Source organism: Actinomadura sp. NPDC048955, from assembly GCF_040649435.1.
In the GTDB taxonomy this organism is placed as follows: Bacteria; Actinomycetota; Actinomycetes; order Streptosporangiales; family Streptosporangiaceae; genus Spirillospora; species Spirillospora luteofluorescens.
The window spans coordinates 103,109-120,375 of the sequence record NZ_JBEZJI010000015.1 but is presented as its reverse complement, the minus strand read 5'-3'; the positions used below and the strand labels follow the sequence as shown (position 1 = coordinate 120,375).

General features: G+C 72.6%; 15 protein-coding genes and 1 pseudogene. 6 read left to right on the top strand and 10 right to left on the bottom strand.

Annotated features, from left to right (window positions below):
- The first annotated feature begins 120 nt into the window (after nucleotides 1-120).
- Nucleotides 121-1,758: a glycoside hydrolase family 3 N-terminal domain-containing protein gene (locus AB0C84_RS17420; protein ID WP_361066895.1), complete on the top strand. Its 1,638-nt coding sequence runs from the start codon at nucleotides 121-123 to the stop codon at nucleotides 1,756-1,758.
- Nucleotides 1,759-1,832: 74 nt separating this feature from the next.
- Complete coding sequence (locus tag AB0C84_RS17415; RefSeq protein ID WP_361066892.1) at nucleotides 1,833-2,327, top strand: hypothetical protein; 495 nt, start codon at nucleotides 1,833-1,835, stop codon at nucleotides 2,325-2,327.
- Between the two features lie 7 nt (nucleotides 2,328-2,334).
- On the opposite strand, the gene ptsP is transcribed toward AB0C84_RS17415, so the two are convergent.
- The 7 genes and pseudogenes from ptsP to nagA form a co-directional block, all read right to left on the bottom strand.
- The gene (gene ptsP / locus AB0C84_RS17410) at nucleotides 2,335-4,017 is read right to left on the bottom strand and encodes a phosphoenolpyruvate--protein phosphotransferase (protein ID WP_179846199.1); all 1,683 of its coding nucleotides are present in this window, start codon (nucleotides 4,015-4,017) and stop codon (nucleotides 2,335-2,337) included.
- A gap of 1 nt (nucleotide 4,018) precedes the next feature.
- Nucleotides 4,019-4,291, bottom strand: coding sequence for an HPr family phosphocarrier protein (locus AB0C84_RS17405; RefSeq protein ID WP_339155366.1), 273 nt, complete (start codon nucleotides 4,289-4,291; stop codon nucleotides 4,019-4,021).
- A 14-nt stretch (nucleotides 4,292-4,305) separates the two neighbouring features.
- Nucleotides 4,306-4,983 carry an HAD family phosphatase gene (locus tag AB0C84_RS17400; RefSeq protein WP_179846197.1) on the bottom strand — a complete coding sequence of 226 codons (678 nt, stop codon included), beginning with the start codon at nucleotides 4,981-4,983 and terminating at the stop codon, nucleotides 4,306-4,308.
- Nucleotides 4,984-4,987: 4 nt separating this feature from the next.
- Nucleotides 4,988-5,437 (bottom strand): PTS glucose transporter subunit IIA, encoded by a 450-nt coding sequence (locus tag AB0C84_RS17395; RefSeq protein ID WP_179846196.1) that lies wholly within the window; start codon nucleotides 5,435-5,437, stop codon nucleotides 4,988-4,990.
- Nucleotides 5,438-5,474: 37 nt separating this feature from the next.
- Nucleotides 5,475-5,717 (bottom strand): annotated as a pseudogene (locus AB0C84_RS17390) (PTS glucose/sucrose transporter subunit IIB); the annotation flags it as partial.
- Nucleotides 5,718-5,738: 21 nt separating this feature from the next.
- Nucleotides 5,739-6,779 carry an SIS domain-containing protein gene (locus tag AB0C84_RS17385; protein WP_361066887.1) on the bottom strand — a complete coding sequence of 347 codons (1,041 nt, stop codon included), beginning with the start codon at nucleotides 6,777-6,779 and terminating at the stop codon, nucleotides 5,739-5,741.
- Nucleotides 6,776-7,936: an N-acetylglucosamine-6-phosphate deacetylase gene (gene nagA, locus AB0C84_RS17380; RefSeq protein WP_361066884.1), complete on the bottom strand. Its 1,161-nt coding sequence runs from the start codon at nucleotides 7,934-7,936 to the stop codon at nucleotides 6,776-6,778. The genes AB0C84_RS17385 and nagA overlap by 4 nt, the downstream gene beginning before the upstream one ends.
- Nucleotides 7,937-8,388: 452 nt before the next feature.
- On the opposite strand from nagA, the gene AB0C84_RS17375 reads away from it, so the two are divergent.
- The 3 genes from AB0C84_RS17375 (at nucleotide 8,389) to AB0C84_RS17365 (ending at nucleotide 11,164) form a co-directional block, all read left to right on the top strand.
- Nucleotides 8,389-9,129, top strand: coding sequence for a GntR family transcriptional regulator (locus AB0C84_RS17375; protein ID WP_361066881.1), 741 nt, complete (start codon nucleotides 8,389-8,391; stop codon nucleotides 9,127-9,129).
- 23 nt (nucleotides 9,130-9,152) lie between these two features.
- A complete protein-coding gene (locus AB0C84_RS17370) occupies nucleotides 9,153-10,520 on the top strand; it encodes a PTS transporter subunit EIIC (protein ID WP_361066878.1) in 1,368 nt (455 codons plus the stop codon).
- A gap of 233 nt (nucleotides 10,521-10,753) precedes the next feature.
- Nucleotides 10,754-11,164 carry an Rv3235 family protein gene (locus AB0C84_RS17365; protein WP_361066875.1) on the top strand — a complete coding sequence of 137 codons (411 nt, stop codon included), beginning with the start codon at nucleotides 10,754-10,756 and terminating at the stop codon, nucleotides 11,162-11,164.
- Between the two features lie 127 nt (nucleotides 11,165-11,291).
- Here the strand turns inward: AB0C84_RS17365 and secA are convergent, their stop codons facing one another.
- Complete coding sequence (secA, locus tag AB0C84_RS17360) at nucleotides 11,292-14,159, bottom strand: preprotein translocase subunit SecA (RefSeq protein ID WP_361066872.1); 2,868 nt, start codon at nucleotides 14,157-14,159, stop codon at nucleotides 11,292-11,294.
- Between the two features lie 182 nt (nucleotides 14,160-14,341).
- On the opposite strand from secA, the gene AB0C84_RS17355 reads away from it, so the two are divergent.
- Nucleotides 14,342-14,680, top strand: coding sequence for an HGxxPAAW family protein (locus tag AB0C84_RS17355; protein WP_179846190.1), 339 nt, complete (start codon nucleotides 14,342-14,344; stop codon nucleotides 14,678-14,680).
- Between the two features lie 270 nt (nucleotides 14,681-14,950).
- On the opposite strand, the gene AB0C84_RS17350 is transcribed toward AB0C84_RS17355, so the two are convergent.
- Entirely contained in the window at nucleotides 14,951-16,318 is a 1,368-nt protein-coding gene (locus tag AB0C84_RS17350; RefSeq protein WP_361066868.1) for a crosslink repair DNA glycosylase YcaQ family protein, read from the bottom strand.
- Nucleotides 16,319-16,372: 54 nt separating this feature from the next.
- The gene (locus tag AB0C84_RS17345) at nucleotides 16,373-17,029 is read right to left on the bottom strand and encodes a response regulator transcription factor (RefSeq protein ID WP_308206517.1); all 657 of its coding nucleotides are present in this window, start codon (nucleotides 17,027-17,029) and stop codon (nucleotides 16,373-16,375) included.
- Between the last annotated feature and the right edge of the window lie 238 nt (nucleotides 17,030-17,267).

Genomic DNA, 17,267 nt, shown 5'->3' with positions numbered 1-17,267 from the left:
TCGTCCAGGTCGTCCAGGTCGTCCGGGGCCGCCGGAGTCGACAGCGGCGCGGGGAGCGGCTACGGTCGCGGGCGTCCGATGCGACCGAGTAACCGAGACCACGTCGGGGGGCCTGGTCAGGTGCGTGCTTCACGTTCACTCGCGCTCGCGGCGGCGGTGTCCGCGCTGGTCGCGGTGACCGCCGGCTGCGGCGGCGGCGAGAGCGGCAAGGGCGGGCGGACGCCGTCCGCCGGGTCCGCCGCGCCCGGTTCGCCGCCCGCGGCGGACGCCTGGATCCCCGGCCGGGTCGCGAAGATGAGCGTGGCCGAGAAGGTGGGGCAACTGTTCGTCCCCACGTTCTCCAGCCGCGCCGACGCGCTCACCAAGATCAGGAAGTACCGGGTGGGCGGGCTGATCTACTTCCCCGGCAACATCGGCACCCCGGCGCGGACGGCCGCGCAGTCGAACGCGCTGCAGAAGGCCTCGAAGATCCCGCTGCTGCTCGGCGTGGACGAGGAGCAGGGCATCGTGTCCCGGACGCCGTTCGTCACGACGTTCCCCGGCAACATGGCGCTCGGCGCGACCCGCAGCCCGGCCGACGCCCGCGCCGCCGCCCGGGTCACCGGCGCCGAGCTGCGCGCGGTCGGCATCAACCTCGACTACGCGCCCGACGCCGACGTGAACGTGAACCCGCGCAACCCGGTGATCGGGCTGCGCTCCTTCGGGTCCGAGCCGGGCCTGGCGTCCACGCTGGTGCGGGGCGCGATCGGCGGCTTCCAGGAGGCCGGGGTCGCCGCCGCGGCCAAGCACTTCCCCGGCCACGGCGACACCGCCACCGACAGCCACACCGGCCTCCCGGTGATCCGGCACTCGCCGCGGACGTGGGAGCTGCTGGACGCGCCCCCGTTCAGGGCGGCGATCGCGGCGGACGTCGACATGATCATGACCGCGCACATCGTCGTCCCCGAGCTCGACGGGTCGGGCGACCCGTCCACGCTCTCCAAGAAGGTCCTGACGGGGCTGCTGCGCGGCGGGCTCGGCTACCAGGGCGTGATCACCACCGACTCGCTGGAGATGGCCGGGGTCCGCGAGAAGTACGGCGACGCCGGCGTCCCGGTCAGGGCGATCAACGCGGGCGCCGACCAGCTGCTGATGCCGCCGGACCTGCCGCGCGCCTACGGCGCCGTGATGAAGGCCGTCGAGACCGGGAAGATCACGCGGAAGCGGCTGGACGAGTCGGTGACGCGGATCCTCAGGCTCAAGCAGCGGCGCGGCCTGTTCCAGGGGACCGCCGTCGACCCCGCCAAGGCCGCGGCGGCGGTCGGCACGGCCGCGAACAAGGCCGTCGCGCGGGGCGTCGCCGAGCACGCGGTCACCCTCGTCCGCAACGACGGCGGCCTGCTGCCGCTCAAGGGCAAGAAGGTCGCCGTGTCCGGCCCGGGCGCCGACCGGCTCCAGGCGGCCCTGCGCCGCCAGGGGGTGGCGGTCGCGGCGCCCGGCTCGGCGGACGTCACGGTGCTGACCACTCTGAACGCCGGTGCGGCGACCGCGTCCCGGATCCGGGCGCTCGGCCCGAAGCCGGTGGTCGTCGCCGCGCTCGGCCGCCCCTACGACCTCGACTCGGCGGGCGGCGCGAAGGCGGCGCTCGCCACCTACTCCTCCAGCCGGGTCTCGGTGGAGGCGCTGGCCCGGGTGCTGGGCGGAGCGGTGAAGCCCACGGGCAGGCTGCCGGTGCCGGCGGGCGGGAAGCGCGCCGGGTACGGGACGGGCTACCGGTAGGGCCGCCGCCGATGGACGCGGGGGCCGCACTGCTGGGAAGATCGGGCCGCCTTCGCGCCCCCAGGAGGTCCCCCGTGCGCGTCCGCCCGTCACTCGCCGCCCTGACGCTGCTTCCGCTGCTGGCGGCCTGCGGGGGCGGGAACGAGGTCACGATGCCGCCGCTCACCCCCGAGCCCGGCGACTCCCGTCCCGCCGCGGCGTCCCCCGCCGCGCCGGCGCGGCAGACGCTCCCGGCGCGGCTGGCGCTCTACAAGTACCTGCGCGGGCTCGCGGCGGGCAACGCCAGAGCGTGCGCGTATCTGGCGCCCGCCTACGAGCGGCGCGTGTTCGGCGGGCCCGGCCGCTGCCGTTCAGGCCTCGGCCGGGCCCGCGCGAGGCTGCGCCCTCAGGACCTCGCCGCGCTGCGCGGCGTGACCGTCCCGACCTGCGAGCAGGGGCCCGGCGCCGGGGAGTGCACCGTCCGGTTCGAGCACCTGCGGTGGAAGGGCGCCCCCGCCCGGCCCGGCGGCCTGCTCGCCGCCGGCTTCGTCCTGCGGGGGCACGGGAACCGCTGGCAGGTCGCCGGCTGACCGGGGGTCACAGCCCGAGGTCCGCCAGCCCGGGCAGGTGGGCGCGGGCCGCCTCCCTGGCCTGATCGGCGGTGCGGGCGGCGCGGGCCGCCGCGGCCGCCGCGCGGCACTCCTCCAGCGTGTGCCGCACGAGCGCGGCCCGCACCAGCGGAAGGGACGGCGCGCTCATCGACAGCGACGTCACACCGAGGCCCACCAGCACGCACGCGAGCGCCGGATCGCCCGCCGCCTCCCCGCACACGCCGCACGGGACGCCCGCGCCGGCCGCGGGGGCGACCAGGTCGAGCACGGCGGGCTGCCACGGGTCCTGGAGGTGCGCGAGGCCGCCGACCTGCCGGTCCGCCGCGCACGCGTACTGGGTGAGGTCGTTGGTGCCGATGCTGAAGAACTCCACCTCGGACGCCAGGTCGCGGGCGCGCAGCGCGGCGGCCGGCACCTCGATCATGACGCCGGGATGCTCGACGCCGGCCTCCCGGCACGCGGCCGCGAAGTAGGCGGCCTCGTCGGCGCCGGTCACCATCGGCGCCATGACCTGGAGCTTGACGCTCAGACCGGCGGCGGCGCGGGTCAGCGCGGCGAGCTGCGAGACCAGCACGTCCGGGTGCCGGCGCATCATCCGCAGGCCCCGCTCGCCGAGCGCCGGGTTCGGCTCCTCGCCGGGGGCGGGCAGGAACGCCAGCGGCTTGTCGGCGCCGGCGTCGAGCGTCCGGACGACCACGCGGCCCTCCGGGAACGCCTCCAGCACCTTCCGGTACGCCTCCTCCTGCTCCTCGTCGGACGGCGGCGCCGCGCGGTCGAGGAACAGGAACTCCGTCCGGTACAGGCCGACGCCCTCGGCGCCGTTCGCCAGCGCCGCCTCCACGTCCTTGGGGCCGCCGACGTTGGCCAGCAGCGGGACCGCATGCCCGTCCTTCGTCGCGCCCGGCCCGGTGGACTCCTCCAGCGCCGACGCGCGGGCGGCGGCCGCGGCACGCGCCGTTGCCACCTCCGCCTCGGACGGGTCGGGGAGCACCGTCCCCGCCGCGCCGTCGACCAGGACGCGGGTCCCCTCGGGAAGCGAGGTCGCGCCCGCGAGCGCGACCACGGCGGGGACGCCCATCGTCCGGGCAAGGATCGCGGTGTGGCTGGTGGGGCCGCCCTCCTCCGTCACGAACGCCACGACCTGCGCCGGGTCGAGGACGGCCGTGTCCGCCGGGGCGAGGTCGCGGGCGACGAGCACGAACGGCTCGTCGGACTCCGGGACGCCGGGCATGGGCAGGCCGAGCAGCCGCGCGATCGCGCGGTCGCGGATGTCGTCGAGGTCGGTGACCCGCGCGGCCATGTACTCGCCGGCCCCGGCGAGCATCTCCCGGTACACGCCGAACGCCTCGAACACGGCACGGGCCGCCGACGTCCCCTCACCGATCTTGGCGCGGACGCCGTCGGCGAGGCCGGGGTCGCGCGCCATCAGCGCCTGCGCGTTCAGCACGTCGCGCCCGTCGGCGTTCCCGGCCGCGGCGGCGCGCTCCCCGCGCTCCTCCAGGTCGGCGGCGACCGCCTCCAGCGCGGCCAGGGCGGAGTCGCCCTCGGCGCCCGCGTCGCCGCCGTGCCGCGATCCGGCGGGCGGCTCCGGGACGGCCCCGGCGATGGTGCGCACCGGCCCGGTCCCGACGCCGGGGCTGACGCCCGCGCCCTGCATCACCTCGCCCATCTCACGCCCCCTCGGGCTCCGGGGTGGACAGCAGCTTCTCCAGGTCGTCGAGCAGCTCGTCGGCCCCCTCGCCGTCGGCCGCCAGCACGATCTCCTCGCCGTGCCGAGCGTCCAGCCCGAGGACGGCGAGGATGCTCTTGGCGTTCACCGGGACGCCGCCGCGCTTGGACACCGTCACGTCCATCGGGGCCTTGGCCGCGGTCTGGACGAACAGCGCGGCCGGCCGCGCGTGCAGCCCCACCCTGGACTCGATCTTGACGTTGCGCTCGGTCACCGCATTACTCCCAATCAGCTCGTTACCGTCCGCAGCACCCGCAGCGCGGGGCCCGGCACGACGTCCACTTCCATGAAATCGGCCACCACGTGGTCGGCCCCGGACAGCGCGACCACCGTCTGCGTGGTGACGACGCCCACGCAGGTCATTCCCGCGGCCTTGACGGCCGCGACGCCCGCCGGGGCGTCCTCGAACCCGACCGCCTCCCGCGGGGGGACGTCCAGGTCGCGTGCGGCCGCCAGGTACCCCTCCGGGTGCGGCTTGCCGGTGACGACGTCCCCGGCGGTCACCACGAGGTCCAGCAGGCCGCGGATGCCCAGCACGTCCAGCAGGCGCTCGGCGTAGGGCCGCTGCCCCGACGTCACCACCGCCAGCGGCACGCCCGCGTCCGCCAGCGACCGGACGAGGTCGACCGCCCCGGGGACGGGCGCCACGTCCGGCATCCCCGGCAGCGACTCGTAGGAGACCGCCTGCTCGAACAGCTCCTCGACCGTCCGCCCGGGGAACAGGTGCGCGTGGTCCGCCAGCGCCTCGATCCCGCGGCGCCCCGCGAACGAGCCGATCAGCGCCTCGTCGTAGGGGACGCGGTGGGCGTCGAACAGCCGCGACCACATCCTGCGGTTGCGCGGCTCGGTGTCGATGAGGGTGCCGTCGAGGTCGAACACCGCCGCGCCGATACCGATCACCGCCATGCGCTCAGCTCCATGTGAACAGCTCGGTCCCCTTCGCCACCTCGCCCGACTCGCGCACGTCCGACAGGGCGTCGGCGCCCGCGTCCAGCGCGACGACCGCGCAGATCGGCGAGCGGCCGCCCGCCTCGATCACCGCCGGGTCCCAGCCGACGAGCGGCTGCCCGGCGGTGACCTCGTCGCCCTCGGCGGCCAGGAGCTCGAAGCCCTGCCCCTTCAGCTTGACGGTGTCGATGCCGAGGTGGACCAGGACCCCGTGGCCCTCGGCGTCCACCACGACGTAGGCGTGCGGATGCAGCTTGACGATCTTCCCGGTGACGGGCGCGATCGCGTGGCCGGGACCGCGCTCGGGGTCGACGGCCGTGCCCGGGCCGACCATGGCCTGGGCGAACACCGGGTCGGGGACGCCGGCGAGGCCGACGACCCGGCCGGAGACCGGGGACAGTACTCGGGTCATCAGAGGGGTTCCCTTGGTCGGTCGGGGACGGTGGCTGTCAGTCGAGGATGTCCTCGATGTCGCTGGCGATGGTGTCGGCCTCAGGGCCCACGACGACCTGCACGACGGTGCCGCTGCGCATGACGCCGTACGCGCCCGCCTTCTTCAGCGCCGCCTCGTCGACCCTCCCGGCGTCGGAGACCTCGGTCCGCAGCCGCGTCGCGCACGGCTCGATCTCCACGATGTTCTCGGCCCCGCCCAGGGCGGCGACGATGGCCTCGGCCTTGTCCATGCTCGTTCTCTCTTCTCGGGTCCGGGTCGCTCAGTCGGTCTGGGTGACCTTGTTGAGGCCGCGCGGGACGTCGGGGTCGATCCCGAGCCGGCGGGCCAGGCTCTCGACCATGATCTGGCCGGGGACGATGAGGCCCAGCGGCGCCACCCACTCGGGCAGCGCGGGACCGGGGAGCGCGGCCGTGCACGCCTCCGCCAGCTCCGCGCCGCCGCCCACGCCGAACGCGGAGGCGCCGGCGCCCCGCACCCTGCGGGCCAGCGCGACGGTGCCGGGCAGCGTCGGGCCGGAGTCGGCGGCGACCAGCAGCGCCGGGGTCTGCGCGTCGACGACGGCGATCGGACCGTGCAGCAGGTCGGCGTACGACAGCCCCATGGCGTGCAGGTAGCACGCCTCCTTGATCTTCAGGGCCAGCTCCAGCGCGGTCCCGAACGCGATTCCGCGTCCGGAGACCACCGTACCCGGCACCTTCGCCAGCGCCTCGACGATCTCCGGCAGCGCGGGCGAGGCCTCGGTCAGCGCGATCATCCGGGCGACCTCGTCCGGGACGCGGCGCAGGTCGTCCTCGGCGACGCCCGCGCCGAGCCCGAGGCCGAGCACCGACAGCGCGGCGAGCTGCGTCGTGTAGGTCTTGGTGGCCGGCACCGCGATCTCCGCGCCCGCCTGGGTGATCAGCGCGACCTCGGCGGCCTCGGCGAGCGGCGACCCGGCGCCGTTGGTGACCGCGACCGTCCGGGCGCCGCAGTCGCGCGCCCAGTCGAGGGTCTCGACGATCTCCTCGGTCTTGCCGGACTGGCTGATCGCCACGGCCAGCACGCCGGACAGGTCCAGCCGGCGGCGGTAGGCGGTCGCGATGGACGGCGCGGCGAGTGTGGCCAGCCGGCCGGCGTGCGCCTCCACCAGGTAGCGCCCGTACACCGCGGCGTTGTCGGACGACCCGCGCGCGACGAACAGCACCTGCCGGGTCTCCCGCGCCAGTGCCGCGATGTCCGGCACGCGCGGGAGGAGCGCGTCGATCGTCCGGCGCAGCGCGTCCGGCTGCTCACCGATCTCGGCGCGCATCTGACTGGTCATGATCCCCCTCCGAAGACTTCCTGCCCGTTGACCCACGTCGCAAGCGCCCGGTGGTCCGGCCCCAGCCAGACCAGGTCGGCCGCGGCGCCGGGGGCGATCCTGCCGAGATCGGGCCGGCCGACGAGGTCGGCCGGGATCCGGGTCGCGGCGTCGACCGCGTCGGCGGGGTCGACGCCGAGCGCGACGGCGTTGCCGACCGCCTCGTCCAGCCGGAGGCCGGAACCGGCGATGGTGCCGTCGGCGCGCAGCGGCGGGCCCTGCTCGGGCATGGTGATGGGCTCGCCGCCGAGGTCGTAGGTGCCGGGCGGCATCCCGGCGGCCGAGGCCGCGTCGGTGACGAGCACGACCCGTCCCGCCGCGGCCCGCAGCACCAGCGTCGCCACCTCGGGGCCGACGTGGTGCAGGTCGAGGATGAGCCCGGGGCTCAGCCGCTCGTCGATGAGGGCCTGGACGGCCACGCCCGGGTCGCGGTGGTGGACGCCGGTCTGCGCGTTGAAGACGTGGGTGACCTTGCGGGCCCCGGCGCCGGCCGCGGCGGCGACCTGCGCGGCGGTGGCGTCGCTGTGCCCGACGCTGACCAGCACTCCGGCCGCGGTGAGGGTGCGGATCGCCTCCAGGGCGCCGTCCCGTTCGGGCGCGAGGGTGACGAGCTTGACCAGGCCCGTCTCCAGCAGGGTCGCGATGTCGCCGGGCGCCGGGTCGGTGAGGTGGGCGGCGTTGTGCGCGCCCTTGCGCTTCTCCGACAGGAACGGGCCTTCGAGGTGGACGCCGAGGACGCGGGCCCCTGGCGGCAGGTCCGGCAGGAGGTCTCGGGCGCGGCGGAGCGCCTCGGCCTGCGTGCTCACCGGGGCCGTGATGAAGGTGGGGAGGAAGGCGGTCACGCCGGTCTCGGGGAGGCGGGACACGACGGTGCGCCAGCCGTCCTCGGCGGCGTCCACCATGTCGTGGCCGTAGTAGCCGTTCACCTGAAGATCGACGAGCCCGGGCGCGAGCAGGCCGACCGGGAGGTCGACGTCGGGCACGTCGTCCGGTCGCCCCTCCCCGGCCTCGGTGATCACTCCGTCCGCGACGCGGACGTGTCCCGGGGACACGACGCGGTTGGGGCCGGCCGGCGGGGTAAGGATCATGCGGTCGGCTGTGATCAGCAGGGATGCCATGGGGGCGCGCTCTCTGTGACGCGATGATCGCGGATGAGTTCCTCCGGATACCAACTGGTCTAGTCCGGACTAGACCAGTACGCACCATACTCCACGAATCGGAGGGAGATGAAGATGCGGGGCGAAACTTCGTACGGCGACCGACCGCCACGGGAGTTCCGGCCGCCGGGGCGCGGGAGACGGGAGCCGGAAATGGTCATGACGACCCGATCGGAACCGGAGGCGCCGTCCGGCGCCCCGCCTGACCTGCGACTTTGTCGATCTTGACGTCGCCGCGGCGTGATCGGGCCGTTACGGATTCGTGCATTGACATGCCTTTCGATGCTGTGGTCTAGTCCGGCCTAGACCAGTACGAACCAAATCGAATACCGTCGAACAACCGACCAGCCCACCCATCCGTCGAAACCCGGCGAATCCCATCGATCCGGCCACCGGCCATCGAGGACACCCCCGTGACGACCATCGACCCGCACAGTCCGGTACCGAAGTACTTCCAGCTCCGCGCCATCCTGCTCGACCTCATCGAGAGCGCGGAGCTGCCCGTCGACGCCCCGATCCCCTCGGAGCGCGAGCTGTGCGTCCGGTACCGGCTGTCCCGCATGACCGTCCGGCAGGGCGTCGACCAGCTGGTGTCCGAGGGGCGGCTCTACCGCGTCCCCGGCAAGGGCACCTTCGTCGCCCGGCCCAAGATCGAGATGCCGCTGCGGCTCGTCTCGTTCACCGAGGACATGCTGGCCCGCGGGCTGCGGCCCGGCGCCGTCGACCTGGACCGGCGCACGGTCCCGGCGGACGCGCGCCTCGCCCGCATCTTCGACGTCGAGCCGGGCACGCAGATCCACGTCATCGAGCGGCTGCGCACCGCCGACGGCGAGCCCATGGCACTCGAACGCGCGCATATCCTGGCCTCGCTCGCGCCTGACCTGCTCGATCGCAGGCTGGCCGACCGCTCCCTGTACGGCGTCCTCGAAGCGGTCTACGGGCTCGTCTTCGACGCGGGCGACCAGACCATCGACGCCAGCCTGGCCGACGCCACCGACGCCAGGCACCTGCAGATCGCCCGGGGCAGTGCCGTGCTGCTCCTGCAAAGGCGCTCCTACACCGGAGGAGTGTGCGCCGAGCTGGGCGTGTCGACCTACAGGGCGGACCGGTACCAGATCCACACGGCCCTCGGAAATCCCCCGCCGCACTCCTGAAACCCCTGAGGAGGAACCTCGCGATGACTGCGACAACAGTGGACTCCGCGCCGGGCCGAGGGTCGAGCGCCCTCGCGGTGCTGCAGCGGATCGGCCGCAGCCTGATGCTGCCGATCGCCGTGCTGCCCGCCGCCGCGCTGCTGCTCCGGTTCGGCCAGCCCGACATGCTCGGTGAGGACGGCCTCGGCTGGAACCGCGTCGCCGAGGTCGTCGGCGGCGCCGGCCAGGCCCTGTTCAGCTACCTGCCGCTGCTGTTCGCGGTCGGCGTGGCGATCGGGTTCGCCCGCAAGTCCGACGGCTCCACCGCGCTCGCCGCCGTGGTCGGGTACCTGGTGTTCGACCAGGTCTCCAAGATCATGTTCTCGCACAGCGACGAGCTCAAGGGCAACGTGCTGATCACCAAGGTGGTGGACGGGGCGCCCAAGGAGGTCATCGACTTCGGGGCCAAGAACCCCACCGACGTCCTCGGCGGCATCCTCATCGGCGTCGTCGCCGCGCTGCTCTACCAGCGCTTCTACCGGGTGAAGCTGCCCACCTACCTGGCGTTCTTCGGCGGCCGGCGGTTCGTCCCGATCATCACGGCGCTCGCCGCCCTGGTGCTCGGCGTCCTGATCGGCTTCATCTGGCCGGTGTTCGGCAGCTGGCTGACCGACTTCGGCAACTGGATCACCGGCGCGGGCGCGGCCGGCGCCGGCATCTACGGCGTCATCAACCGCCTGCTGCTGCCGTTCGGCCTGCACCACATCCCGAACTCGCTGATCTGGTTCGTGTTCGGCTCCTACAACGGCCCCGACGGCACCGTGCACGGCGAGATCAACCGGTATCTGGCCGGCGACCCGCACGCGGGCGGCTTCCTCGCCGGGTTCTTCCCCGTCCTGATGTTCGGCCTGCCCGGCGCGGCGCTCGCCATCTGGCGCGCCGCTCCCCCGCACCGCCGTCCCGCGGTCGGCGGCATCATGATCTCCGCCGCGCTCACCGCGTTCGTCACCGGCGTCACCGAGCCGATCGAGTTCGCGTTCATGTTCGTCGCGCCCGTCCTGTACGGGGTGCACGTCGTCCTCACCGGCATCTCGATGGCGGTCCTGGAGGCGGCCGGCGCCCAGCTCGGCTTCGGCTTCTCCGCGGGCGGCATCGACCTGCTGCTGAACGCCTCGAAGGACAACACCAAGGGACTGTGGCTCATCCTCGGCATGGGCGTCCTGTACTTCTTCCTGTACTACTTCATCTTCAAGTTCCTGATCACGAAGTTCAACTTCGCGACCCCGGGCCGCGAACCCGAGGACGAGGAGTCGACGGCCGTCGACGCGGGCGCCGACCCCGAACTCGCGGGCGGCAAGAAGAAGAGGAACCGCAAGGGCACCGCCGAACCGCAGGACTCCCCGGCCGGCTGAGCCCTCCCGTGAGTCCCGGGCCCCGCACCCCGTGACTCGCTCCCGAAGGCGGCGGGACGCACTTCGCGTCCCGCCGCCTTTCCATTCCCGTTACGGGAGCGGCCGTATGCGGTCAGGACGTATTTTCCACAAGCTTCGTGACTCCTGTTTCAAAAAGCGATTCAGGAGGTTTCATGGTGCAGCCGGCCAGAACCGGGGCAGTTCGATTCGTTCAGTACCGCCCGGCGCCTCCCGTGAACGGAGCGCTGGCGTTGCGGCCCGCGGCGGGGCCCGCCCTACGAGGGCCGGGGCTGCGGCTCGTCCGTCCGGCGGCCGGGGAGGACGCGGAGGTCCAGGCCGTCGCGGAGGCGGCCGTGCGGCTCGCCGTGGAGGTGCTGGCCGGGGCGCGGCCCGCGCACCAGCTGTCGCTCGTCGCCGTCCCGGCCGTGTGCAGGGAGATCGCCGCGCAGCTCGGCCGGAGGGCGCGCGGCGGGCGGGTCGTCCCGCCGAAGGTGCTGTCGACGCGCTCGCAGCGTCCCGCGCCCGCGGTCGCCGAGGCGGTCGCGCTGGTGGTCATGGCGGGACGCGTCCACGCGCTGGCCCTGCGTCTGGAACACGCGCGGGGACGGTGGCGCTGCACGGCCCTGGAGACGACCGCGCCCTGATGCGCGGGAACGGGCCCTGATGCACGAGAGCGGGCCCGGCAGACGGAAAGGGGCCTGGCATGCGGAAGCGGCCTCCCGAGGCGTCGGGAGGCCGCTTCAGCGCGTTCCGTGCGTACTTCCGGGCGCCCTACTTCGCCTTGCTGCGCGGGTCGCCGTGGCAGCGCTTGAACTTCTTGCCGGAACCGCAGGGGCACGGGTCGTTGCGGTTGACGTCCGCGTACTCGTCCGCGGTCTCCTCGCTGTGCCGCTCGACGCCGCCCTCGCCGTCGACGGTCGGGGCCGAGTACTCCAGCTTCTTCGGACGCTTCGGCTCGTCGAGGCCCTTCGCCTTGATCGCGACGGCCTCCTCGGCCTCCTCGACCTCGTCCTCGCCGGCCTTGTCCATGTCCACCGCGGGGGCGGACTTGGCGACCGACACCGGCTCGGCGCCCACGACCGGGGTCTCCGGCTGGTCCTCGACCTCGACCTCGAGGTTGAAGAGGTAGCCGACCGACTCCTCCTTGATGCCGTCGAGCATCGCGTTGAACATGTCGTAGCCCTCGCGCTGGTACTCCACCAGCGGGTCGCGCTGCGCCATGGCCCGCAGGCCGATGCCCTCCTGGAGGTAGTCCATCTCGTAGAGGTGCTCGCGCCACTTGCGGTCCAGCACCGACAGCACGACGCGGCGCTCCAGCTCGCGCATGACCTCCGCGCCGAGCTCCTCCTCGCGCTTGTCGTAGGCCGCCAGGGCGTCCTCGCGGATCTTCTCGGCGAGGGTCTCGGCGTCCAGGCCGGAGATGTCGCCGCCGACGTCCTCGACCAGCTCGTCCACCGTGATCGAGATCGGATAGAGCTGCTTGAACGCCTTCCACAGCTTGTCGAGGTCCCACTCCTCGGCGAAGCCCTCGCCGGTGGCGCCCGCGACGTACCCGGCGACGACCTCGTCGATCATCCGGCGGACCTGCTCCTGCAGGTCCTCGCCCTCCAGCACCTTGCGGCGCTCGGCGTAGATGACCTTGCGCTGCCGGTTCAGCACCTCGTCGTACTTCAGGACGTTCTTACGCATCTCGAAGTTCTGCTGCTCGACCTGGCCCTGCGCCGACTTGATCGCATTGGAGACGATCTTGGACTCGATCGGCTGGTCGTCCGGGATGTTCAGCCGGGTCATGATCGCCTCGACGCGGGCCGAGTTGAACAGCCGCATCAGGTCGTCCTCGAGCGAGAGGTAGAACCGGGACTCGCCCGGGTCGCCCTGCCGGCCGGAGCGCCCGCGCAGCTGGTTGTCGATGCGCCGCGACTCGTGCCGCTCCGTCGCCAGCACGTACAGGCCGCCGGCGTCGACGACCTCCTCGTGCTCGCCCTTGACGTCCTCCTTGGCCTTCTCCAGCGCCTCGGGCCAGGCCGCCTCGTACTCCTCGGGCGTCTCCAGCGGCGACAGGCCGCGCTGGTGCAGCGCCAGGTCGGCGCGGAAGTCGGGGTTGCCGCCGAGCATGATGTCGGTGCCGCGCCCCGCCATGTTCGTCGCGACGGTGACGCCGCCCTTGCGGCCCGCCTCCGCGACGATCGCCGACTCCTTCTCGTGGTGCTTGGCGTTCAGCACCGCGTGCGGGATGCCGCGCCGCTTGAGCATCTTGCTCAGCCGCTCGGACTTCTCCACCGACGTCGTGCCGACCAGGACCGGCTGGCCCTTCTCGTGCCGCTCGGCGATGTCGTCGACCACGGCCTCGAACTTGGCCTGCTCGGTCTTGTAGACGACGTCCGCGACGTCCTGGCGGACCATCGGCTTGTTCGTCGGGATCGGCACCACGCCGATCTTGTAGGTCTTGTTGAACTCCGCGGCCTCGGTGTCGGCGGTGCCGGTCATGCCGGACAGCTTGCCGTAGAGGCGGAAGAAGTTCTGCAGGGTGATCGTGGCGAGCGTCTGGTTCTCGTCCTTGATCGCCACGCCCTCCTTGGCCTCGATGGCCTGGTGCATGCCCTCGTTGTAGCGGCGGCCGTGGAGGATGCGGCCGGTGAACTCGTCCACGATCAGGACCTCGCCGTTCATGACGACGTAGTCCTTGTCGCGCTTGTAGAGCTCCTTGGCCTTCAGGGCGTTGTTGAGGAAGCTCACCAGCGGCGTGTTCACCGAGTCGTAGAGGTTGTCGATGCCGAGCCAGTCCTCGACCTTCTCCACGCCGGACTCGGTGACGCCGACCGTGCGCTTCTTCTCGTTCACCTCGTAGTCGCCGGGCCCGTACTCGTCGACCTGCCCGGCCGTGCTGACCAGCTCGGCGCGCTTCAGCCGCGGGACGATCTTGGCGAACTCCGAGTACCACTTGGAGTTCTGCTCGGCCGGACCGGAGATGATCAGCGGCGTGCGGGCCTCGTCGATGAGGATCGAGTCGACCTCGTCCACGATCGCGAAGTTGTGGCCGCGCTGGACGCACTCCTCCAGGCTCCACGCCATGTTGTCGCGCAGGTAGTCGAAGCCGAACTCGTTGTTCGTCCCGTAGGTGATGTCGGCGTTGTAGGCCGCCCGGCGCTCGTCCGGGGTCATCTGCGGGAGGATGACGCCGACCTCGAGGCCGAGGAACTGGTGGATGCGGCCCATCCACTCGGCGTCGCGCTTGGCCAGGTAGTCGTTCACCGTGACCACGTGGACGCCCTCGCCCGCGAGGGCGTTGAGGTAGGCGGGGAGCACGCAGGTCAGGGTCTTGCCCTCACCCGTCTTCATCTCGGCGATGTTGCCGAGGTGCAGCGCCGCGCCGCCCATCACCTGGACGTCGTAGTGCCGCTGGCCGAGCACGCGCTTGGCGGCTTCGCGTGCGGTCGCGAACGCCTCGGGCAGCAGCTCGTCCAGGGTCTCGCCGTCGGCGAGGCGCTCCCGGTACTTGTCGGTCAGCTCGCGCAACTCGGCGTCGCTCATCTCGAGGAAGTCCTCCTCGATCGAGTTGACCTGATCCGCGAGCTTCTTGAGCTTGCGCAGAGTTTTTCCCTCGCCCGCACGAAGGATCTTGTCGATGACTGGCGGCACTCTCGAAGGCTCCTTGCAGATCGTGGGTCACCGCTCCAGGCGGCGCGCACACCACACGTACGATGCCCATCGTAGGCGAGACCCAGAATGGTCTAGGTCACTCCGGAGCGCAATCCACAGAGCGCCCCGTTTGACTGTCAGGGCCCCGGAGAAGATGTCTCACACCTCAGGAGGGAGCCGCTATGTCTGAAGAATCGCACGGTTCGCACGCCGGCCGGCCGAGTTCGTGGATCGCCGTCACCGTCATCTTCATCGGTTTCGTGGTCGGCGGCGTCGGGCTCTGCCTGGGCCCCATGTGGATCATGTTCTGGGTCGGCGCGGGCATCGTCGTGCTCGGCATGCTCGTCAGCTGGGCCGTCCACCTGTTCTCCGACGTCGTCGTGGACGCGCCCCGCGTCATCCCCGAGATCGTCGACTACTCGCTGTTCGGATCCCACTCCGACAAGCGACGCGGCGGCGACGCCGGCGAGGTCCTGGACGTCCCCGTGGCCACCGACACCCAACAGGCCCCCCACGGCTGACCGTCCCCACGGCCACCCCACCACAAGCCCCCGCCCCCACGGGGGCTCCCTACTTTTGGCAACTCCACCCCCCGCCTCACCTCAAAGCCAGGCCCCGACCCCACCGAACGCCAGACAGGCGAGACGCCGGACAGGCCGGACGTCGAAAAGACCGGGCCTCCGACGGGCTGGACCTCAAACAGGCCGGACCTCAGACGGGCTGGACCTCAGACGGGCTGGACCTCAAACGGACCGGATGTCAGACGGGCCGGACCCCAGACCGGCCGGGCCTTAGACGGGGGCCGTAGTGGTGAGGGCGGTTTTGAGTAGGTCGGCGGGCAGGGTGGTGCGCTCTACGCGGACATCGTCGCAGCCCACCCACTCCGCGGCGCGCCACAGGGCGGTGGCGAGAGCCGTCGCCGACGATTCCGTGCGGGCGGCGGTGCGGGTCGCCCACGGCTCCATGGACACCTGGCGGGCGATGAGCGTGCGGCCCTCCCGCGCGGGGTCGACGCGTCCGATGAGGCGCCCGCCGGCCAGGAGCGGCATCGCGAAGTAGCCGTGGACGCGCTTGTCCTTCGGGACGTACGCCTCCAGGCGGTGGTCGAAGCCGAAGACGCGCGAGGCGCGGGCGCGGTCCCAGACGAGGGAGTCGAAGGGCGAGAGCAGCACGGTGGCGTGCCTGCCCTTGGGCGCCGACTCCAGCGCGCCGGGGTCGGCCCAGGCCCGCTGGGTCCATCCGGCGACCTCGACGGGCACGAGCCCGGTCGCCTCGATCACGCGGTCGACCTGGTCCTGCTTGATCCGGTAGTAGTCGGCCAGGTCGCCGCGGGTGGCCACGCCGAGGGCCCGCCCCGCGCGGGCGACGAGGGCGGTGAGGCAGGCGTCGTCGTCGAGGTCCAGCGCGAGAAGGTCGCCGGGGACGGCGCGTTCGGCGAGGTCGTACACGCGGCGCCAGCCGACCCGTTCGACGCAGACGACCTCGCCGATGTCCAGCAGCCACTCGATGCCGATCTTGTGGTCGCTCCAGTCCCACCAGTCGGCGCTCGCCTTGGCGCCGCCGAGCTCCTTGGTGGTGAGGGGGCCGTCCGCGCCCAGCCGTGCGCGGATCTCGTCGCAGACGCCCTCGGGCACCTTGTGCCACCGCCAGCCGCGGCGCACGTAGGCACGGCGCCGGAACGCGAACAGCGGCCAGTCGGCCATCGGCAGGATGGACGCGGCATGCGCCCAGTACTCGAACGTCCCACCCGCACGCGAACCGCCCGAGACCACCCCAGCGCCCCCAGCGCTCAAGCCATCAGAAACCGAACCGCCGGGAGCCTGACCGCCGGAGGCGGTATCGCCGGAGGCCGGGCCGTTGGGGGCTGGGCGGTCATCGGTCGGCCCGGGGGTCGGCGCGGGCTTCGCGGAGCGGCGCGTTCCAGGCCTGGTGGCGCGGCGCGCGCCCCAGTAGGCGGCCTCGATCCTGTCGCGGCCGACCGCGCCGAGGCGGGCGTAGGGCACCAGCTCGTGGGATCGGGCCAGGACCGAGATCGTGTCGAGCTGGACGGCGCCGAGCCGTTCCAGCATCGCCGGCACGCCCCCCTTGGGGCGCGCCCCCAGGAATCCCTGGGCGCGCAACTGGATCCGCCGTGCCTCGTCCGCGCTGAGTTCCACCACGTCGGCGATGCTACGACACAACACCGACAAAACCGGATTGCCGGTTGCCTCGACTCAGGTGATCTCGAGGAGTTTTTCGCGGACGGCGTAGACGACGGCTTCCATCCGGGAGTGGAGCTGGAGCTTCTCCAGGATGTTGCGCACGTGGTTCTTCACCGTGTTCTCGGAGATGAACAGCTCGCGCGCGATCTCGCGGTTGCCGAGGCCGCGGGCGACGAGGCGCAGGACCTCCATCTCGCGCTCGGTGAGGCGGGGCGCGGGGACCTGCTGGGTGCGCTCCTCGCTGCGCTTGGCCAGCGAGGCGAACTCGGTGATGAGCTTGGACGCCATCGACGGGCTGATCAGCGACTGGCCGCCGTGCACGGCGCGGACGGCCTGCGGGACCTCGTCGATCGAGATCTCCTTGAGCAGGTAGCCGCTGGCGCCGGCCTTGATCGCCTCGAAGAGGTCCTCCTCCTCGTCGCTGATGGTCAGCATGACGATCTTCGCGCTGGGCGCGGCGTCCTTGATCGCGGTGCAGGCCTCGATGCCGCTGCGGCGCGGCATCCGGATGTCCATGAGGACGACGTCCGGCAGCAGGTCGCCGGCCATCTCCACGGCCTGCTGGCCGTCGCCGCCCTCGCCGATGACCTCGATGTCGTCCTCGCCCTGCAGGACCATCTCCAGGCCGCGGCGGAACAGCGCGTGGTCGTCGACGATGAGCACGCCGATGGGGTCTGCCGCTCCGGTCGGCGCCTTCGCCTCCCGGCCGGCGGGGGCGGTGCCGGCGCCGGACTGGCGGGGTACCGCCGCGGCGTCGCGAGTCTCGGGCTTCTCGCTCACCAGAGTCGCGGCGTGGAGGAGACGCCGCTTCCCCCCTTCACTATTCAGCGATATGGAACTGCCGGAGGGTCGTTCTCCTACGGGTCGTCCTGGGAACCTACGGGGTCCGGGGACGAACCCGGGGGAT

Excerpts from the sequence above, each read along its gene's own strand:
- AB0C84_RS17385 (WP_361066887.1), bottom strand. The coding sequence starts at position 6,779 with ATGACCAGTCAGATGCGCGCCGAGATCGGTGAGCAGCCGGACGCGCTG.
- AB0C84_RS17370 (WP_361066878.1), top strand. The coding sequence starts at position 9,153 with ATGACTGCGACAACAGTGGACTCCGCGCCGGGCCGAGGGTCGAGCGCC.
- AB0C84_RS17395 (WP_179846196.1), bottom strand. The coding sequence starts at position 5,437 with ATGACCCGAGTACTGTCCCCGGTCTCCGGCCGGGTCGTCGGCCTCGCC.
- ptsP (WP_179846199.1), bottom strand. The coding sequence starts at position 4,017 with ATGGGCGAGGTGATGCAGGGCGCGGGCGTCAGCCCCGGCGTCGGGACC.
- AB0C84_RS17355 (WP_179846190.1), top strand. The coding sequence starts at position 14,342 with ATGTCTGAAGAATCGCACGGTTCGCACGCCGGCCGGCCGAGTTCGTGG.
- nagA (WP_361066884.1), bottom strand. The coding sequence starts at position 7,936 with ATGGCATCCCTGCTGATCACAGCCGACCGCATGATCCTTACCCCGCCG.
- AB0C84_RS17400 (WP_179846197.1), bottom strand. The coding sequence starts at position 4,983 with ATGGCGGTGATCGGTATCGGCGCGGCGGTGTTCGACCTCGACGGCACC.